Source organism: Microtetraspora sp. AC03309, from assembly GCF_020826795.1.
Classification (GTDB): domain Bacteria; phylum Actinomycetota; class Actinomycetes; order Streptosporangiales; family Streptosporangiaceae; genus Microtetraspora; species Microtetraspora glauca.
In genome coordinates, this window is the sequence record NZ_JADDIL010000054.1 from 39,866 (window position 1) to 55,887 (window position 16,022).

Annotated in this window: 17 protein-coding genes; 7 read left to right on the plus strand and 10 right to left on the minus strand. The window is 72.8% G+C overall.

Going from position 1 to position 16,022, the window contains the following annotated elements; translation table 11 throughout:
- Positions 1-14: 14 nt before the first annotated feature.
- The gene (locus tag IMZ11_RS27895; RefSeq protein ID WP_228645375.1) at positions 15-1,067 is read right to left on the minus strand and encodes a Xaa-Pro peptidase family protein; all 1,053 of its coding nucleotides are present in this window, start codon (positions 1,065-1,067) and stop codon (positions 15-17) included.
- A 75-nt stretch (positions 1,068-1,142) separates the two neighbouring features.
- Positions 1,143-2,717 (minus strand): MDR family MFS transporter, encoded by a 1,575-nt coding sequence (locus tag IMZ11_RS27900; RefSeq protein WP_228645376.1) that lies wholly within the window; start codon positions 2,715-2,717, stop codon positions 1,143-1,145.
- A 78-nt stretch (positions 2,718-2,795) separates the two neighbouring features.
- Here IMZ11_RS27900 and IMZ11_RS27905 point away from each other — a divergent pair, with 78 nt between their 5' ends.
- Complete coding sequence (locus IMZ11_RS27905; RefSeq protein ID WP_228645377.1) at positions 2,796-3,344, plus strand: TetR/AcrR family transcriptional regulator; 549 nt, start codon at positions 2,796-2,798, stop codon at positions 3,342-3,344.
- 94 nt (positions 3,345-3,438) lie between these two features.
- On the opposite strand, the gene IMZ11_RS27910 is transcribed toward IMZ11_RS27905, so the two are convergent.
- From IMZ11_RS27910 to IMZ11_RS27940, 7 genes are all read right to left on the minus strand, one after another.
- Positions 3,439-4,473 (minus strand): LLM class F420-dependent oxidoreductase, encoded by a 1,035-nt coding sequence (locus IMZ11_RS27910; RefSeq protein ID WP_061256744.1) that lies wholly within the window; start codon positions 4,471-4,473, stop codon positions 3,439-3,441.
- Positions 4,474-4,688: 215 nt separating this feature from the next.
- Positions 4,689-5,273 (minus strand): NTP transferase domain-containing protein, encoded by a 585-nt coding sequence (locus tag IMZ11_RS27915; RefSeq protein WP_228645378.1) that lies wholly within the window; start codon positions 5,271-5,273, stop codon positions 4,689-4,691.
- Positions 5,260-6,375, minus strand: coding sequence for an XdhC/CoxI family protein (locus IMZ11_RS27920; RefSeq protein ID WP_228645379.1), 1,116 nt, complete (start codon positions 6,373-6,375; stop codon positions 5,260-5,262). Before IMZ11_RS27920 ends, IMZ11_RS27915 begins: the two co-directional genes overlap by 14 nt.
- Entirely contained in the window at positions 6,368-7,651 is a 1,284-nt protein-coding gene (locus tag IMZ11_RS27925) for a VWA domain-containing protein (protein WP_228645380.1), read from the minus strand. Before IMZ11_RS27925 ends, IMZ11_RS27920 begins: the two co-directional genes overlap by 8 nt.
- Positions 7,644-8,555: a MoxR family ATPase gene (locus IMZ11_RS27930; RefSeq protein ID WP_228645401.1), complete on the minus strand. Its 912-nt coding sequence runs from the start codon at positions 8,553-8,555 to the stop codon at positions 7,644-7,646. The genes IMZ11_RS27925 and IMZ11_RS27930 overlap by 8 nt, the downstream gene beginning before the upstream one ends.
- 168 nt (positions 8,556-8,723) lie before the next feature.
- Positions 8,724-9,485 (minus strand): ABC transporter permease, encoded by a 762-nt coding sequence (locus IMZ11_RS27935; RefSeq protein WP_228645402.1) that lies wholly within the window; start codon positions 9,483-9,485, stop codon positions 8,724-8,726.
- Positions 9,472-10,353 carry an ABC transporter ATP-binding protein gene (locus tag IMZ11_RS27940; RefSeq protein ID WP_228645381.1) on the minus strand — a complete coding sequence of 294 codons (882 nt, stop codon included), beginning with the start codon at positions 10,351-10,353 and terminating at the stop codon, positions 9,472-9,474. The genes IMZ11_RS27935 and IMZ11_RS27940 overlap by 14 nt, the downstream gene beginning before the upstream one ends.
- A 48-nt stretch (positions 10,354-10,401) precedes the next feature.
- Here IMZ11_RS27940 and IMZ11_RS27945 point away from each other — a divergent pair, with 48 nt between their 5' ends.
- Positions 10,402-11,034, plus strand: coding sequence for a TetR/AcrR family transcriptional regulator (locus IMZ11_RS27945; RefSeq protein ID WP_228645382.1), 633 nt, complete (start codon positions 10,402-10,404; stop codon positions 11,032-11,034).
- Between the two features lie 111 nt (positions 11,035-11,145).
- Complete coding sequence (locus IMZ11_RS27950; RefSeq protein WP_228645383.1) at positions 11,146-11,766, plus strand: metal-dependent phosphohydrolase; 621 nt, start codon at positions 11,146-11,148, stop codon at positions 11,764-11,766.
- Between the two features lie 85 nt (positions 11,767-11,851).
- On the opposite strand, the gene IMZ11_RS27955 is transcribed toward IMZ11_RS27950, so the two are convergent.
- The gene (locus tag IMZ11_RS27955; RefSeq protein WP_228645384.1) at positions 11,852-12,142 is read right to left on the minus strand and encodes a DUF4031 domain-containing protein; all 291 of its coding nucleotides are present in this window, start codon (positions 12,140-12,142) and stop codon (positions 11,852-11,854) included.
- Between the two features lie 140 nt (positions 12,143-12,282).
- Here IMZ11_RS27955 and IMZ11_RS27960 point away from each other — a divergent pair, with 140 nt between their 5' ends.
- Genes IMZ11_RS27960 through IMZ11_RS27975 form a run of 4 tightly spaced genes read left to right on the plus strand, consistent with a single transcriptional unit; the run spans position 12,283 to position 16,011 of the window.
- Entirely contained in the window at positions 12,283-13,116 is an 834-nt protein-coding gene (locus IMZ11_RS27960) for an ABC transporter permease (RefSeq protein WP_228645385.1), read from the plus strand.
- Complete coding sequence (locus IMZ11_RS27965) at positions 13,089-13,835, plus strand: ABC transporter ATP-binding protein (RefSeq protein ID WP_228645386.1); 747 nt, start codon at positions 13,089-13,091, stop codon at positions 13,833-13,835. The genes IMZ11_RS27960 and IMZ11_RS27965 overlap by 28 nt, the downstream gene beginning before the upstream one ends.
- A complete protein-coding gene (locus IMZ11_RS27970; protein ID WP_228645387.1) occupies positions 13,832-14,839 on the plus strand; it encodes an ABC transporter substrate-binding protein in 1,008 nt (335 codons plus the stop codon). The genes IMZ11_RS27965 and IMZ11_RS27970 overlap by 4 nt, the downstream gene beginning before the upstream one ends.
- Positions 14,836-16,011: an LLM class flavin-dependent oxidoreductase gene (locus tag IMZ11_RS27975; RefSeq protein ID WP_228645388.1), complete on the plus strand. Its 1,176-nt coding sequence runs from the start codon at positions 14,836-14,838 to the stop codon at positions 16,009-16,011. Before IMZ11_RS27970 ends, IMZ11_RS27975 begins: the two co-directional genes overlap by 4 nt.
- Positions 16,012-16,022 lie beyond the last annotated feature (11 nt).

The window sequence follows — 16,022 nt, forward strand, 5'->3', positions numbered from 1 at the left end:
TGAGTGCGGCTGCCCTAGAGGACGAGCAGCTCCTTGGTCGTCAGTGTGAGGAGCTCCGGCCCGTCGGCACGAGTCACCAGCGTGTCCTCGATGCGCACCCCGCCCCTGCCGGGCAGGTAGACCCCCGGCTCAACGGTGAGCGGAACCCGATCGTCTATTCTACCGGTCTTGCCGGGGCCGAGGAACGGCAGCTCGTGGATCTCCAGGCCGACCCCGTGTCCCAGGCCGTGGCCGAAGTGCTCGGCGTGCCCGGCCTCCTCGATCACACCGCGCGCGGCCGCGTCCAGGTCATGCGCCGTCGCCCCCGTCCGTACGGCACGGCGGCCCGCGCGCTGCGCCTGCCGTACGAGCTCGTAGAGGTCGCGCAGCCAGTCGGCGGGCCGGCCGACGGCCACGGTCCGGGTCATGTCGGCGTGGTAGCCGTCGACGCGGGCGCCGAAGTCCATGGTCACCAGGTCGCCGGGCTCGATCGCGCGGCCGGACGGCGAGTGGTGCGGGATCGCCCCGTTCGGGCCGCTCGCCACGATCGAGTCGAAGGCGGGCTTCTCGGCGCCGAGCTCCGTCATGGCGGACTCCAGCCAGCGGGCGACCTCACGCTCGGTGACGCCGGGGATGATCCGCTCGACCACCTGGGAGAACGCGTCGTCGGTGATCGCGCAGGCGCGGCGGAGCACCTCGATCTCACCCTCGTCCTTCACGGTCCTGACCTCCTCGACGAGGCCGCTGACGGGGGTGAGGCCCGGGTGGTCGCCGAGGAGCCGGTGGTACTCGGCCACGGACATGTCGTGGGCCTCGATCGCCACCCGCCCCGAACGCCCGGCCAGCGCGCCCGTGACGTCGCGGGCCTCGATCGGCCCGGCGTCCGCGCACTCGCGCCTGGCGGTCTCGATGTAGCGGGAGTCCGTGGCGAGCACGGCCTCCCCGTCGGCGGTGACGAGGACCGCCGCGTTGGAGCTGGACAGGCCGGTGAGATAGCGCACGTTGACCGGTCGCGTGACGAGCAGCGCGGTCACGTCGTGCTGGGGCAGTGCCGCGGCGACCCTGGCGCGGCGTGAGACGAATGGCATGGAACTCCTCCGATCCGACGGATCGGACTCTACGCGCCCGCCGGGCGGTTTCCGACCCCGTGACCGGCCGCGGGCTCAGGAGTTCTCGGCGTGGGCGGGCCGCCGGGCCTGGGCCCCGCGCGACGACCGCAGCGGCACCTCGCGCAAGAACAGCACCGCGACGACCCCGAGGAGCGCGGCGGGCACCCCGACGAGGAAGACCATCTGCATGCCCCGGGCGAACGCCTCGAGCACGATCACGCGGATGGGGTCAGGGAGCTTCCCGATCGCCTCGGGGGTGCCGAGGCTGAGCGTGGCCCCGGAGCCGGACGGCCTGATGTGCGCGGCCGTCATCAGGGACGTCATCTCGCTCTTGACCTTGTTGGTGAGGATCGCGCCGTAGGCGGCCACGCCCACCGCGCCTCCGAGGCTGCGGAAGAACGAGACGCCGGAGGTCGTGGAGGCCATGTCGCGCGGTTCCGCGGCGTTCTGCGCCGCGAGGATGAGCATCTGCATGGTCAGGCCGAGGCCGACGCCGAAGACCGCGATGTCCAGGCCGATCACGAGATAGCCGGAGTCCACGTGCAGCCGCGAGAGCAGGCCGAGGCCGACCGCGACCAGCACCATGCCGGCCACGGGAAAGAGCTTCCACCGGCCGGTCCTGGTGACGATCCGGCCGGAGACGATGGAACCGAGGAACAGGCTCACCACCATGGGCAGCGTCATCAGCCCGGAGTCCGTCGGGCTCATGCCCTTGACGATCTGGAGGTACTGCGGCAGGTAGATCATCGCGCCGAACATGGCGATGCCGACGAGGAGGGAGGCCAGGCTCGCCAGCACGAAGGTCCGGTTCCCGAACAGCCGGGGCGGGAGGATCGGACTAGCGGCCCGGCGCTCCGCGACCACCGCGAGCAGGATCATGACCACGCCGAGCGCGCACAGGCCGTACGTCCAGGGGGAGTTCCAGTCGAACTCGTGCCCGCCGAGGGAGAGCACGAGCATGAACGAGGTGGCCGCCCCGGTGATGGTGAAGGCCCCCCACCAGTCGATGCGGGCGTCGCGGTGCTCGTGATCGAGGCGGAGGACCTTCTGGATGACGGCGAACGCGATGACGGCGAGCGGGATGCAGACGTAGAAGCACCACCGCCAGCCGAGCCAGGACGCGTCCACGATGAAGCCGCCGAGCAGCGGCCCGGCGACGGTGGAGACGCCGAACACCGCGCCGACGTAACCGGAGTAGCGTCCCCGTTCCCTGGGCTCGACCACGTCGCCGAGGATCACCTGGGTGAGCGCGGAGAGCCCGCCCGCGCCCAGGCCCTGCGCGGCTCTCGCCGCGATCAGCATGCCCATGTTCTGCGACAGGCCGGCGACCACCGAGGCGGCCACGAACAGCGCCAGGGCCGTCTGGAACATCAGCTTTCGCCCGAAGATGTCGGAGAGCTTGCCCCACAGCGGGGTGGAGACCGTCATCGTGAGCAGCGTGGCGCTGGCGACCCAGGAGAGCTGGTCCTGCCCGCCGAGCTCGCCGACGATCGTGGGGAGCGCGGTGCCGACGACGGACGTCGAGATCATCGAGGTCAGGAGCGCGAGCAGCAGCCCGGAGAGGATCTCCATGACCTCTCGATGTGTATACGTCCGGCGGGTTCCCGCCCGATTCGCCACGTCAGTCACGGATCCCCCGCCTTAGTTAGTTCTTCTAAGGATTAGTAGACGCTTGTTTACATGTCAAACCCGTTAAGGTGGCCCCTCATGGCGAGAGATCGTGCCGCGACCAGCCGGCGGATCCTGGAGGCGGGCAGGGAGCTGTTCGCCGAACACGGCTACGAGCAGGTCACGATGCGGATGATCGCCGCCGCGGCCGACGCCAACGTGTCCCTGATCAATCGCTACTTCGGCACCAAGGCGGGCCTGTTCGCCCAGGTGGTCGCGACGGGCTCGACGCTTGAGGCCGTCATAGAGGGTGACCCCGAGGGACTGCCCGCCCGGCTGGCGGCTCGGATGGCGGCGCGGCTGAGCACCGGGACGGTCGAGCAGCTCACCCGCACGATCGACCGCGCGGGGAACAGCCCGGAGATCAGAGCGGTGCTCCGGGCGCGGGTCGAGGACGCCATGATCGGCGCGATCGCCGAGCGGCTGACCGGCCCGCGCCCGAGGGAGCGGGCCGCGCTCGCGGTGACGTTCATCCTCGGCGTCAGCTCACTGCGCCGCCTGCTCGGCCCGGAGCCGCTCCGCGACGCCGACCAGGCGGCCGTGGAGGCCAGGCTCACCACCGTCTTCTCCGCCTGCCTGCGCCCCTGAGCCGGGACCGCCGGCCTCCGGGCCGGCGCCGCGACGACCTGGTCCATCACCACCAAGGTCAGGTACGGCACGGGTGACGCCGCCGGTCGGGCCGTTACGCCGCGATGTCCCTGATCTTCTCGATCAGGGCGAGACGTTCCGCGTGGGTGCCCGCGATCGGCGCGACGTTGATGGTGGTCACCCCGGCCTCCCGCATCGCCGCCACCCGCTCGCGCACGTGGCCCTCGGAGCCGATCAGGGACATCCGCTCCAGCAGCTCGGCCGGGACCAGGGCGGCGGCCTCGTCCTTCTTGCCCTGGAGGTAGAGCTCCTGGATCTGCTCGGCCTCCTTCTCGTAGCCGTAGCGGCGGGCCAGGTCGTTGTAGAAGTTCTTGCCCTTGGCCCCCATGCCGCCGATGTAGAGGGCGGCCATCGGGCGGCCCAGCTCGCGGATGCCCTCCACGTCGTCGCCGATCGCGAGGAACGCCTGGGCGATGACGTCGAGCTCGCCGAGCGACGGGTCGCGCCGCGCCCGGCCCGCGGCCAGGGACGCACCCCACACGTCGGCCGCCTTCTCCGGGACGAAGAAGATCGGCTCCCAGCCCTCGGCCAGCTCTGCGGCCAGCTCGACGTTCTTGGGCCCGATGGCGGCGAGCACGATCGGGATGCGCTCCCGCACGGGGTGGTTGATCAGCTTGAGCGGCTTGCCGAGGCCGGTGCCGCCCTCCAGCGGCAGCGTGTAGTGCTTCCCGGCGTACTGCAGCCGCTCCCGCCGCCAGACCTTGCGGCAGATCTCGATGACCTCGCGGGTACGGCCGAGCGGCGCGGTGTACGGCACCCCATGGAAGCCCTCGATGACCTGGGGACCGGAGGCGCCGAGGCCGAGCGTGAAGCGGCCGTCGGAGACGTAGTCCATCCCGGCGGCCGTCATCGCGAGGAGCGCCGGGGTGCGGGAGTAGATCGGCAGGATGCCCGAGGCGATCTGGAGCCGCTCGGTCCTCGCGGCGATGTAGCCCATCTGGCTGACCGCGTCGAAGCTGTACGCCTCGGCGACGAAGACGACGTCCAGCCCGGCCTTCTCGTAGTCGGCCAGCTCGGCGACGGTCTCCTTGAAACCCCCGGCGTAGTTGAGGGCCATTCCGATCCGCATCCCGTACGTCCTTCCGCGCGCAGCACCGAAACCGAATGATGTTCCGTTTCCTCGGGCCAAGGCTAACGATTCGCGCGCCCGGCGGCCAACCTCGGTCACGGCAGGCGGGGAACGCGGACCACTCCGCCGGGCACGGCAAGGTGTCGCCCCCGGATCGCGGGAACCGCGGAACCGGAAGACGCCGCCGCCTCGGGCGATCGGGTGATTCGCGGGAGTCAGCGGCCTTCCATCGCGCGCAGGTCCTCGGGGGTGTCGAGGTCGGCCGGATCCCCCACGTCGTCGCAGGGCACGCGGGTGACCAGCTCGGCACGCGCGCGCAGGAAGGGGCGGGCCCCCACGTCTCCCTCCGCGAGCGCGGACACCTCGGCGAAGTGCTCGCGCGCGATGAGCACGGGGTTGCGCGGCGCGCCGCCGTACGCCGCCACGGCGACGGTGGCGCCCGCGCGGAACGCCTCGATCAGCCGGCGCACGGCCTCCGGGCGGACCAGCGGCTGGTCCACGAGGGCGATCACCACCGCGCGGGCCGAGCCGGGAAGCGCGTCGAGGCCCGCGCGCAGCGACGAGCCCATGCCGGTGGCCCAGTCCGGGTTGGGCACGGCCACCGCGCCCGCCACCTGGACCGCGACGGCCCCGACCACGATCAGGACGGGGTCGCAACCACCGTCCGCGAGCAGCCGCACGCCCCGGTCGGCGAGCCGCTCGCCCTCGAACTCGACCAGAGCCTTGGGCGCGCCCATCCTGCGCCCCGACCCCGCCGCCAGCAGGAGGCCCGCGACGGTGCCCCGGTCAGCCGTGCCCATGTGCCTCGCCGTCGCCGTGGATGCGGCCCGTGGTCTCGGTGAGCGCACGGCCCGAACCGCCCCACCGGAGCTGGATCAGCTCGGCCGCGATCGACACCGCCGTCTCCTCGGGCGTACGCGCGCCGAGGTCCAGCCCGATCGGCGAGCGCAGCCGGACCAGCTCCGCCTCCGCGAGGCCCGCCTCGCGGAGCCTGCGCAGCCGGTCCTCGTGGGTGCGCCGCGACCCCATGGCCCCCACGTACGCCGCCGGAGTGCGCAACGCGACCTCCAGCAGCGGGACGTCGAACTTGGGGTCGTGGGTGAGGACGCAGATCACGGTCCGCTCGTCCACCACGGCCGTGGACAGGTAGTCGTGCGGCCACTTCACCACGACCTCGTCGGCCTCGGGGAAGCGCCTGGCCGTCGCGAAGACCGGGCGGGCGTCGCAGACCACCACGTGGTAGCCGAGGAACTTGCCGATCCTCGCGACCGCCGCGGCGAAGTCGATGGCCCCGAACACCAGCATGCGCGGGGACGGCGCGAACGACTGCACGAAGACCTGGAGGTCGTCCAGCCGCCGCTCGCCCTCGGGCCCGTACCGGCGGACCCCGGTGAGTCCCTGCGCGAGCATGCCGCGGGCGTCGTCGTCCACCGCGTCGTCCAGCCGGGAGGAGCCGAGCGTGCCCGAGGCACCGTCCGCCCGGACGACGCGGCGGGCGCCGATCCGGCCCGGCCCGGAGACGATCGTCGCCACCGCGACCGGTTCGCGGCGCTCGATGGAGGCGGCGATCTCCCCCAGCTCCGGATAGGTCTCGCGCGAGACCGGTTCGACGAACACGTCGATGATGCCGCCGCAGGTCAGCCCCACGGAGAACGCGTCGTCGTCGCTGACGCCGTAACGCTGGAGCACGGGCGTGCCGTCGCCGACGACCTGTTGGGCCAGCTCGTAGACCGCGCCCTCGACGCAGCCGCCGGAGACGCTGCCGGTGGCCTCGTCGCCGAGCACGGCCATGGAGGCGCCGGGCGGCCGTGGCGCGCTACGGAACGTCCCGACCACCGTGGCGAGGCCGAACCGCTCCCCCGCCTCCCACCAGCGCACGATCTGGGACAGCACGTCACGCATCCGGCCTCCCCGCGTCGCCGTCGGGCCACGACCCGCCCTTGTCCTTGTCCGTGCCGCCCATGCCCATGCCCTTGCCGTTGCGGTTGCCGTTACGGTTGCGGATGCCGTTGCCGTTGCCGTTGCCTTTGCCGAGCAGGGCCGCGAGCTCCTCGAACGCCGCCAGGCTGTGCCCGGCGACGAAATCCGTGATGTACGGCAGCGCCGCCCGCATCCCGGCGGTCAGCGGCCGGTAGGCCGGGTCCCCCTTGTGCGGGTTGACCCAGATCACCCGGTGCGCGAGCCGCGACAACCGCTCCATCTGCCGTCCGAGCAGGCTCGCGTCTCCTCGCTCCCAGCCGTCGGAGGCGATCACCACGATCGCTCCGCGTACGTCGGACAGCCGGAGCAGTTCCTTGAGCTCCTCCCCCAGCCGGGTTCCGCCGCTCCAGTCGGGGATCGCCGCCGAGACGGCGTCCATGGCGACGCCGGGGTCGCGGTGGCGCAGCTCCGCGGTCACCCTGGTGAGGCGGGTGCCCACGCTGAACACCTCGGTGACCCGCGGTTCGGCGCGGACGAGGGCGTGCGCGAAACGCAGCAGCGTGTCGGCGTAGGCGGCCATCGAGCCGCTCACATCCACCAGCATGACGACCCGTCTGGGCTTCTCCCTGCGGGCGCGGAACCGCAGCCGGGCGGGCTCCCCACCGCGGCGGACGGCCTCGCGCACGGTCCTGCGGCCGTCCATCGCCCCCCGGTGGGACGGCACGCGGCGCCGCGACCTGCGCTGTTCGCGGGCGCTCCTGAGCATGCCGAGCAGCCGGGCCACCTCCCCGCGCTCGGCGGCCGTCATCCTGGCGACGTCCCGGTGGCGCAGCACCTCGATTTCGCTCGCCGTGGCGGCCGTCGTGTCCACCTCGCGCCCCTCACCCCGGTCGCCGGAGTCGCCCGGCCGCAGCGTGAACCGGGTCACGGTCACGGCCGGCACGCGGTGGGCGGGGCCCGGCCGCTCACCTCCGAAGTAGGCGGCGAAGCACCGGTCGTAGCGGTCGAGGTCGTCGGGACCCGAGCACAGCGTGAGCCGCCCGGCCCAGTAGACGTCACGCCGTTCGCGCACATCCAGCTCGCGGAGCGCGGCGATGAAGCCCTGGGTCCGCTGGTGGTCCGCCGCGACCCCGGCCGCACGCAGTGTGCGGGCGAACCCGGTCATCGTCGACACGAAGGCGTCTCGCTCGTCACCCGTGGTCCCGCCGTGGAGATCAGGCCCGGCGTGGAGATCAGGCCCGCCGGGAGGTTCAGACACGGCCGCCGCCCGCGCTTCCCGGGAGCGCGGAGCCCAGCAGGCCGTTCCGGCGTACGGTCTCCTGGTCCTCGCGGTATTTGAGCAGCGCGCCGAGGGTGACCGCCGCCAGGTCGGGGCTGAGCCGGGAGGCGCCGAGCGTGAGCAGCGCCTCCGTCCAGTCGAGCGTCTCGGCCACACCGGGCGGCTTGACCAGGTCGGCCCCGCGCAGGCGTCCCGCCGCGTCGGCCACCTCGGCGGCGAGCTCCTCCGTACACGCGGGCAGCCGCCGCAGCAGGATCGCCACCTCGCGCTCGAACCCGGGGTGCTCGATCCAGTGGTACAGGCAGCGCCGCTTGAGCGCCTCGTGCACCTCGCGGGTGCGGTTGGAGGTCACGACCACGACCGGCGGCGTCTCGGCCCTGATCGTGCCCAGCTCGGGCACCGAGATCGTGAAGTCGGACAGGACCTCCAGCAGGAACGCCTCGAACTCGTCGTCCGCCCGGTCGATCTCGTCCACCAGCAGCACGCACGGCCGGGTCTCCAGAGCGCGCAGCAGCGGCCGGGCGATCAGGAACCTCCGGTCGTAGATCTCGCCCTCCAGCGCCCGGACGTCGGTGACCCCGGCCGCCTCGGCGGCCTTCAGGTGCAGCAACTGGCGGGCGAAGTCCCAGTCGTAGAGCGCCTGGGCGGCGTCCAGCCCCTCGTAGCACTGCAACCTGATCAACGGGGCGGAAAGGATCGCCGAGAGCGTCTTGGCCAGCTCGGTCTTGCCGACTCCCGCCTCGCCCTCCAGGAAGAGCGGGCGCCCCATCCGCAGGGCGAGGAACGCCGCCGTCGCCAACCCCTCGTCGGCCAGGTAGTCGTGCTCCTCCAGCAGCGTGGCCAGCTTGCCGGGCGAGTCGATCTCCGCCGCCCTCCCGGTCATCCGATCGGCGCCCGCCGCCGGTGCCCGGTCCGTCCGCTGGTCCATCGGCTGGTTCGTCTGCGACACACAGTCAGGCTACGTCCACCGCCCCTCGCCTGACTGTGGTCGATTTCGCCAAACACCGGATGGATTCGTATGAGTTGCTCTGCGTTTCCGGCCGTTCTCGCGTCAGAGAGCCACCAGCCGTCCGCCGCGGCCCCGCAGGCGTGCCGAGGCCAGAGCGCCACCGGCCAGAGCCACGGCGAGCAGCGTGCCGCAGGCCGCGACGGACGTGCGGACGTCGCCCGCGAGTGCGGCGCGCAGGCCGCGGACGGCCCAGTAGCCAGGGGAGATCGGGGCCGCGGCCGCGACCCAGTGCGGCAGGACGGCGAGCGGGACGAGCGCGCCGCCGAGGCTGCTGAGCAGCATCCCGCCGATATCGTAGGCGGCCGAGAGTTCGCCCATGCTGCGGACGAGTACGCCGACCAGCGCGCCGAGGCCGAGCAGGGTGGCGCTCCAGCTCAGCAGGACGCCGAGCAGCGGGAGCGGATGTGGAACGCTCAGGCCGAAGGCGCACACCCCGAAGCCGATGATGAGCAGTTGCTGGGCGAGCAGGGCCGCGAAGACGGGGACGGCCTTGCCGGCGAGCAGCTCGGCGGGGTGGACGGACGTGGCGCGCAGCCGGTCCCAGGTGCGGCCGAGCCGTTCGGTGAGGATGGCCCCGCCGGAGATGCTGAGCGCGAGCAGCGAGAAGGTGACCAGCGTGCCCACGACGGCCTGCTCGGTGCCCACCGCCCGGCCCTGCGCGGCCACGTAGAGGGGGCGAAGCAGGGTGAGGAAGACGAGCGGAAGGATCATCCGGCTGAGCAGCGGGCCGGGCTCGCGCAACATCAGCAGCAGGTTGTGGCGCACGAGGACGCTCGTACGGGTGAGGGACTCACGCGCGGACATCACGGGCTTTCGTGTCCTCCTCGGTCTCCGCCGCTTCCAGTGAGCGGTAGAGGTCGTCCAGGCTGGGGCGGCGCACGTCGACGGAGGCGGGCGTGCGACCGGAGGCGAGCAACGCGGCGAGGTCGGCGCCGGGGTCGGCCGTCGGCAGGCGCAGTTCGGGTTCGGCCCGGTCCGCGAAGACGACCTTCAGCTCGCCGGGCAGGTCACGGGTGAGCTCCTGCTGGGTCCCGCGCGCGATGACGCGCCCGGCGCGGGCGAGCGCCACCGTGGCGTCGAGATCGACGAGTTCCGGCAGGTAGTGCGTGGTGTAGAGGACGGCGGTCCCGGCTTCGGCCCGTGCCCTGACGGCGGCCAGCAGGGCGGAGCGGGTTTCGGGGTCGGCCCCGGCGGTCGGCTCGTCCAGGAGCAGCAGCCGGGGCGAACCGACCATGGCGGTGGCCGCCTGGACACGGCGACGCTGCCCACCGGACAGGACGCCCACGGGCCGGTCCGCGAGCGCGGCCAGGTGGAGCTCGTCCAGGACGCGGACGATCTCCTCGTCCCGGCGCCGCCCGCGGAGCCCGGCCAGTCCGGCGAACAACCGCAGGTTCTCCCGTACGGTGACCCGGTTGTACAGGGCGAGCTCCTGCGGGGCCACACCGAGCAGCCGCCGTACGGCGCGACCGGCGCGCAGCGCGTCACACCCGCCCACGCGCAGCCGCCCCGCCTCGGGGCGGACGAGACCGCTCACGATCTCGACGAAGGTGGTCTTGCCCGCGCCGTTGTGCCCGATCAGGCCGACGATCTCGCCGGGCGCGACCGCGAGATCGAAGCCGTCGAGGGCGCGCCGCCGGCCGTAACGCTTCACCAGGCCCTCCGCGAGGAGCATCCCGCCTCCCTTCAAGGTCTACACCGTATACGTCTACACTGTATACCTATGGGTGGAAGGCGGGAAGAGATCCTGGACGCGGCGGTGGCCATCGCCGACGAGCACGGTCTCGACGCGGTGTCGATGCGGGCGCTGGCCGATCGCGTCGGGGTGACGCCGATGGCGCTGTACCGGCATGTCAGCGACAAGGCCGCGCTGCTGGACGGCATGGTCGGGCGGCTGCTCGCCGCGCTCCGGCCGCCCGTCGCCGCCGGGGAGCGCCCTTGGAGTGAACGGCTCGGCGCCCTCGCGCGGGCCTGCCGGGAGGTGACCCGGCAGCACCCCTGGGCGGCGCCCCTGCTCTTCTCGCGGCCCGCCGTCACACCGGACGCCGTGCGTACCGTGGACGTCGTCTACACCGCGCTCATCGACGCGGGGGTCCCGGATCGCGACGTGCCCCGGCTGGAGCGCCTGATCGGCACCTTCGTGATCGGGTTCGCCGCCTCCGAGGCCGGGGGCCGCTTCGCCCCCGGCACGCCGGACCCGCGCGGCCGGCGCGGGCAACTCCCGGACGGCGCGCTTCCCGGGCACAGCAGGCTCGCGCCGTGGCTGGACCTGCCCCTGGACCTGACCGCCGAGTTCGAGGCCGACCTGGACGATCTCCTGCGGCTGATCGAGGCGGCCGCACGACGAGAGAACTGAGGGCGGCTCCCTGCGATCCGACGGGACGGCGACGGCCTCGTACGGCATCCGCGTGGCATGACCGACCGTCCCCCAGGGGGATCGCCCGGATTCGGCGATAGGGTCGCGGGCATGGAGCAGCCCGCCCTCCGTTCTCCGGCGTCCCTGGACCTCGCCCCCTCCCCGTGCGCGGACGCGCTGCGCGCCGAGCTGATCGCGCGCTGGGCGGAGCCGCACCGGCGCTACCACACGACCGCGCACCTCGACGCCGTCCTCGCCGCCGTCGAGCCACTCGCCGGGCACGCCGACGACCCGGGCGCCGTACGGCTGGCCGCCTGGTTCCACGACGCGGTGTACGACGGACGGCCCGGATGGGACGAGGAGCGGAGCGCCCAGCTCGCGCAGGCCCGGCTGGCCGCCTGCGGGGCGCCGGACGACCTCGTCCGCGAGGTCGCGCGGCTGGTGCGGGTGACGTCGGCGCACGCCTACGAGCCCGGTGACGCCAACGCCGCCGTTCTGTGCGACGCCGACCTGTCCGTCCTGGGCGGCGCGTGGCCCGGCTACACGGCGTACGCGAACGCCGTACGCGAGGAGTACCGGGACGTGCCCGACGCGCTGTTCCGCGCGGGGCGCTCGCACGTGCTCCGGCAGCTCCTTGAGCACCCCCATCTGTACGGCACGGCCACCGGCCGGGCGCTCTGGGAGGCCAGGGCCAGGGAGAACATCGCCAGGGAGCTGGCCTCACTCGCCTGACCGGCCACCTGGGAGCGCCGGGGCGGGGAACCGGTCCCGCTCGGCCGACCACCGCGCATGAGGGGGCCGGGCGAGGGAGCCTGAGTCACTCGGCCGGCGACCGTCCGGCCAGGGGAAGCCGCTTGGGCCGGCGCAGGCCGGAGGCCCTGAGGCGGAAGACGAGCTCCCGGCTCGACACCGCCACAGCGCCCAGCAGGACGGCCTGGTCGTAGACGGTCTCGGGGACGTCGTAGTGGTCGCGGTCGAAGGCGCGCGGCGGCACGCCGAGGACGCGGGCGAAGCCGTGCAGCTCCTCGTACGAATGATCGCTGACGAGGTGCGACCAGAGGAGTCCGCGGGGTCCGGGCCAGTTGGGCCGGTCGATCAGCACGCTCATTCGCAGCCTCGCCAGGTCGGACGGATGTTCACGCGGAACTTTACGGCGAAACCCGACACCGCCTAAAAACCCATTGACCAAGTAGGAAATATGGGTAATCCTGGGGATGACCGATCCACCGGCCCCTGCGAGGTTTCCCGATGTCCGTCCTCGAACTGGGGACACCGGCCAGGACGACATCGCGTCCCGGCCCACGTCCCCGGCCCCGGCGGCTGCCCGGCAACGCCTGGCGGCGCTGGATCAGCCCGCTGGCCCTCGTGGCCGTCTGGCAGCTCGCCAGCACCACGGGACTACTCCCGGAGCGCCTGCTCGCCGCCCCGTCCGTGATCGCCACGACAGCCGTCGACCTCGTCCGGCAAGGAACGCTCCCCACCGCCGTCGCCGTCTCCTTGCAGCGCGTCCTGATCGGCTTCGCCGTGGGAGCGGTCGCGGGCGTCGGCCTCGCCCTGCTCGCGGGACTGAGCCGCGGGGGCGAGAACGCGATCGACCCGATCATGCAGATGCTGCGCGCGCTGCCGTTCTTCGGGCTGATCCCGCTGTTCATCCTCTGGTTCGGCATCGGAGAGGCGCCCAAGATCCTTCTGGTGGCCCTCGCCGTGTCGTTCCCGCTCTACCTGAACACCTACTCCGGGATCCGCGGCGTGGACGGCAAGCTGGCGGAGGTCGCCCGGACGATCAGACTCGGCCGGGCCCGGCTCATCCGGCACATCGTGCTACCCGGAGCGCTCCCGCAGACGCTCGTCGGCCTCCGGCAGAGCCTGGGGGTCGCCTGGCTCGCGCTCATCGTGGCCGAGCAGGTCAACGCGAACGCCGGCCTGGGCTACCTGATCAACGACGCCAGGGAGTTCCTCCGCACCGACGTGATCGTGGTGGGCCTCCTCGTCTACAGCGCCCTCGGCCTGCTGACGGACGCACTCGTACGACTCATCGAAAGGAGGGCCCTGGCATGGCGACGGGAATTCATCACGGCGTGACCCTTCCTGCGGGCCGGGTGGCCACCGTCCGCGACCTCACCAGGGAGTTCGGCGACCGCACCGTGCTCGACCGGCTCGATCTGGAGATCGCCGAGGGCGAGTTCATCGCACTCCTCGGCCGCAGCGGCTCGGGCAAGTCGACCCTGCTCCGGGCACTCGCCGGATTGGACGACGAGGTCGCGGGCGAGGTGGCCGTCACCGGATCGGTCGCGGTGGCGTTCCAGGAGCCGCGGCTCGTCCCGTGGCGGCGGGTGCACGCCAACGTGACGCTCGGCCTCCACGTGCCGGACGCGAAGGCGCGGGCCGACGCGGCGCTGGCGGAGGTCGACCTCACCGCGCGGGCGGGCGCCTGGCCGCTCACCCTCTCCGGCGGGGAGGCGCAGCGGGCCAGCCTGGCGCGCGCCCTCGTACGCGAGCCGGAGCTGCTGCTCCTCGACGAGCCGTTCAGCGCCCTGGACGCGCTGACCCGGATCACCATGCACCACCTCGTCCTCACGCTGTGGTCCGTCCACCGGCCCGCGGTACTGCTGGTCACCCACGACGTGGACGAGGCCCTGCTGCTCGCCGACCGCGTCCTCGTCCTGGACGAAGGGCGCATCGCGCACGAGTCGCTCGTCACGGCCCGGCGGCCCCGGCACCGCGACGATCCCGAGCTCGTCTCCCTCCACTCGACCCTGCTCGCCTCACTCGGCGTGTCCCCCCAAGGAACGGCGACGTGACCGGGAGGGTCCTCGCCGCGCTGCTGCTCGCCGCCTCGGTCGGTACGGCCTGCGCCGCGGCCGGATCAACGTCCGGATCCGCGGCCGGCCGGTCAGGAGCGTCCGGGCCGGACGGCGCCTCCGTGACATTGCGGATCGGCGACCAGAAGGCCGGATCCGAGGCGCTGCTCAAGGCCGCCGGGCTCCTCGACGGCACCTCCTACAAGGTCGCCTGGGCCCAGTTCACGTCAGGTCCGCCGCTCCTGGAGGCGGTGAACGCCGGGGCGGTCGACATCGGAGGCGTCGGCAACACCCCACCGGTCTTCGCCGCAGCCTCCGGGTCGAGGATCACGGTGGTCGCCGCCTACCGGCAGCCCCTGTCCGGGGCCGCGATCCTGATCCCCGGCGGCTCCCCCGTCACCGCGCCCGCCCAGCTCAAGGGCAAGAAGATCGCGGTGGCCAAGGGCAGCTCCGCGCACCATCACCTGCTCGCCGTACTGAAGAAGGAGGGACTGTCCTTCACGGACATCCAGCCGCAGTACCTCCAGCCCGCCGACGCGCTCGCCGCGTTCGCCTCAGGCACGGTCGACGCCTGGGCGATCTGGGACCCCTTCACCTCCCAGGCGCGGCTCGAACACGGGGCGAAGGTCCTGGTGGACGGCGACGGCTACGTCAACGGCCTCAACTTCCAGGTCGCCGCCCCCGCCGCCCTGCGGGACCAGGGCAGGGAGGCCGCGATCCGGGACTACCTCTCCCGGCTCGCCCGCGCGAGGAAGTGGGCCGTCGCGCACCAGGCCGAATGGGCGGAGGTGTGGGCACGGGAGACCGGCCTGCCCGTGGAGGTCACCAAGGCCGCCGTCGCGAACACCGTCACCACGCCGATCACGATCGACGACACCGTCACCGATTCGGAACAGCGGATCGCCGACGCCTTCACCGCCGAGGGCCTGATCCCGGGCAGCGTGCGGTTCTCCGATTTCATCGACAGCCGGTTCAACGACGTCGTCGGAAAGGGCCAACCATGAGATTCCACTGGTTTCTCCCCACCTCGGGTGACGGGAGGGCGATCATCGGCGGCGGGCACGGGCTGCGCCGCGGGTACGGCCTCCCGGTGACCGGGGCGTTCCGCCCGCCCTCGATCGACTATCTCGGCCAGATCGCCAGGTCCGCCGAGCAGCTCGGCTTCGAGGCGGTGCTCACGCCGACCGGCACCTGGTGCGAGGACGCCTGGCTGGTCACCGCCGCGCTCACCCAGGTGACGACGCGGCTGAAGTTCCTCGTGGCGTTCCGGCCCGGGGTGCTCTCCCCGACGCTGGCCGCCCAGATGGCCGCCACCTACCAGCGGATCTCCGGGGGACGGCTGCTCCTCAACATCGTCACCGGGGGCGAGGGCGCCGAGCAGCGCCGGTTCGGCGACCACCTGGACAAGGTCGAGCGGTACGCGCGGACCGACGAGTTCCTCTCCGTCGTCCGGGGCGCCTGGGACGGGCCGTTCGACTTCCAGGGCACCTACTACGACGTCGAGGAGGCGACCGTCGCCGAACGGCCCGATCCCCTTCCCGAGCTGTACTTCGGCGGGTCGTCGGCCGCGGCGGGCCCGGTCGCCGCCAGGCACGTGGACGTGTACCTCACCTGGGGCGAGCCGCCCGCGCAGGTCGCGGAGAAGCTGGAGTGGGTGCGCTCGCTGGCCGCGCAGGAGGGCCGCACGCTGCGGTTCGGCGTCCGGCTGCACGTGATCACCCGGGACACCTCCTCAGCGGCCTGGGCCGAGGCCGGACGGCTGCTCGACCAGATCGACGCCGAGGACATCGAGGCCGCCCGCGCCGTCCTCGGGCGCAGCGACTCCGTCGGGCAGAAGCGCATGCTCGCACTCAGCAAGGGCTTCAGGGGCGGGGCCGTACGGGATCTGGAGATCCATCCGGGCCTGTGGGCGGGGGTCGGCCTGGTCCGCGGCGGCGCGGGAACGTCCCTGGTCGGCAGCCACGCGGAGGTCGCCGACCTGATCGAGGAGTACGCCTCGGTCGGCGTCTCGGAGTTCGTGTTGTCCGGCTATCCCCACCTGGAGGAGGCGTACTGGTTCGGCGAGGGCGTGCTGCCCGAGCTGCGCCGCCGCGGCCTGCTCGGCGACCCGGCGGCGGGTGCCGCGAACGGCACGGCGGACCCCGCCGCGGAGGGACCGGTACGGCTCACCGCCTGACCGGCGGCCTC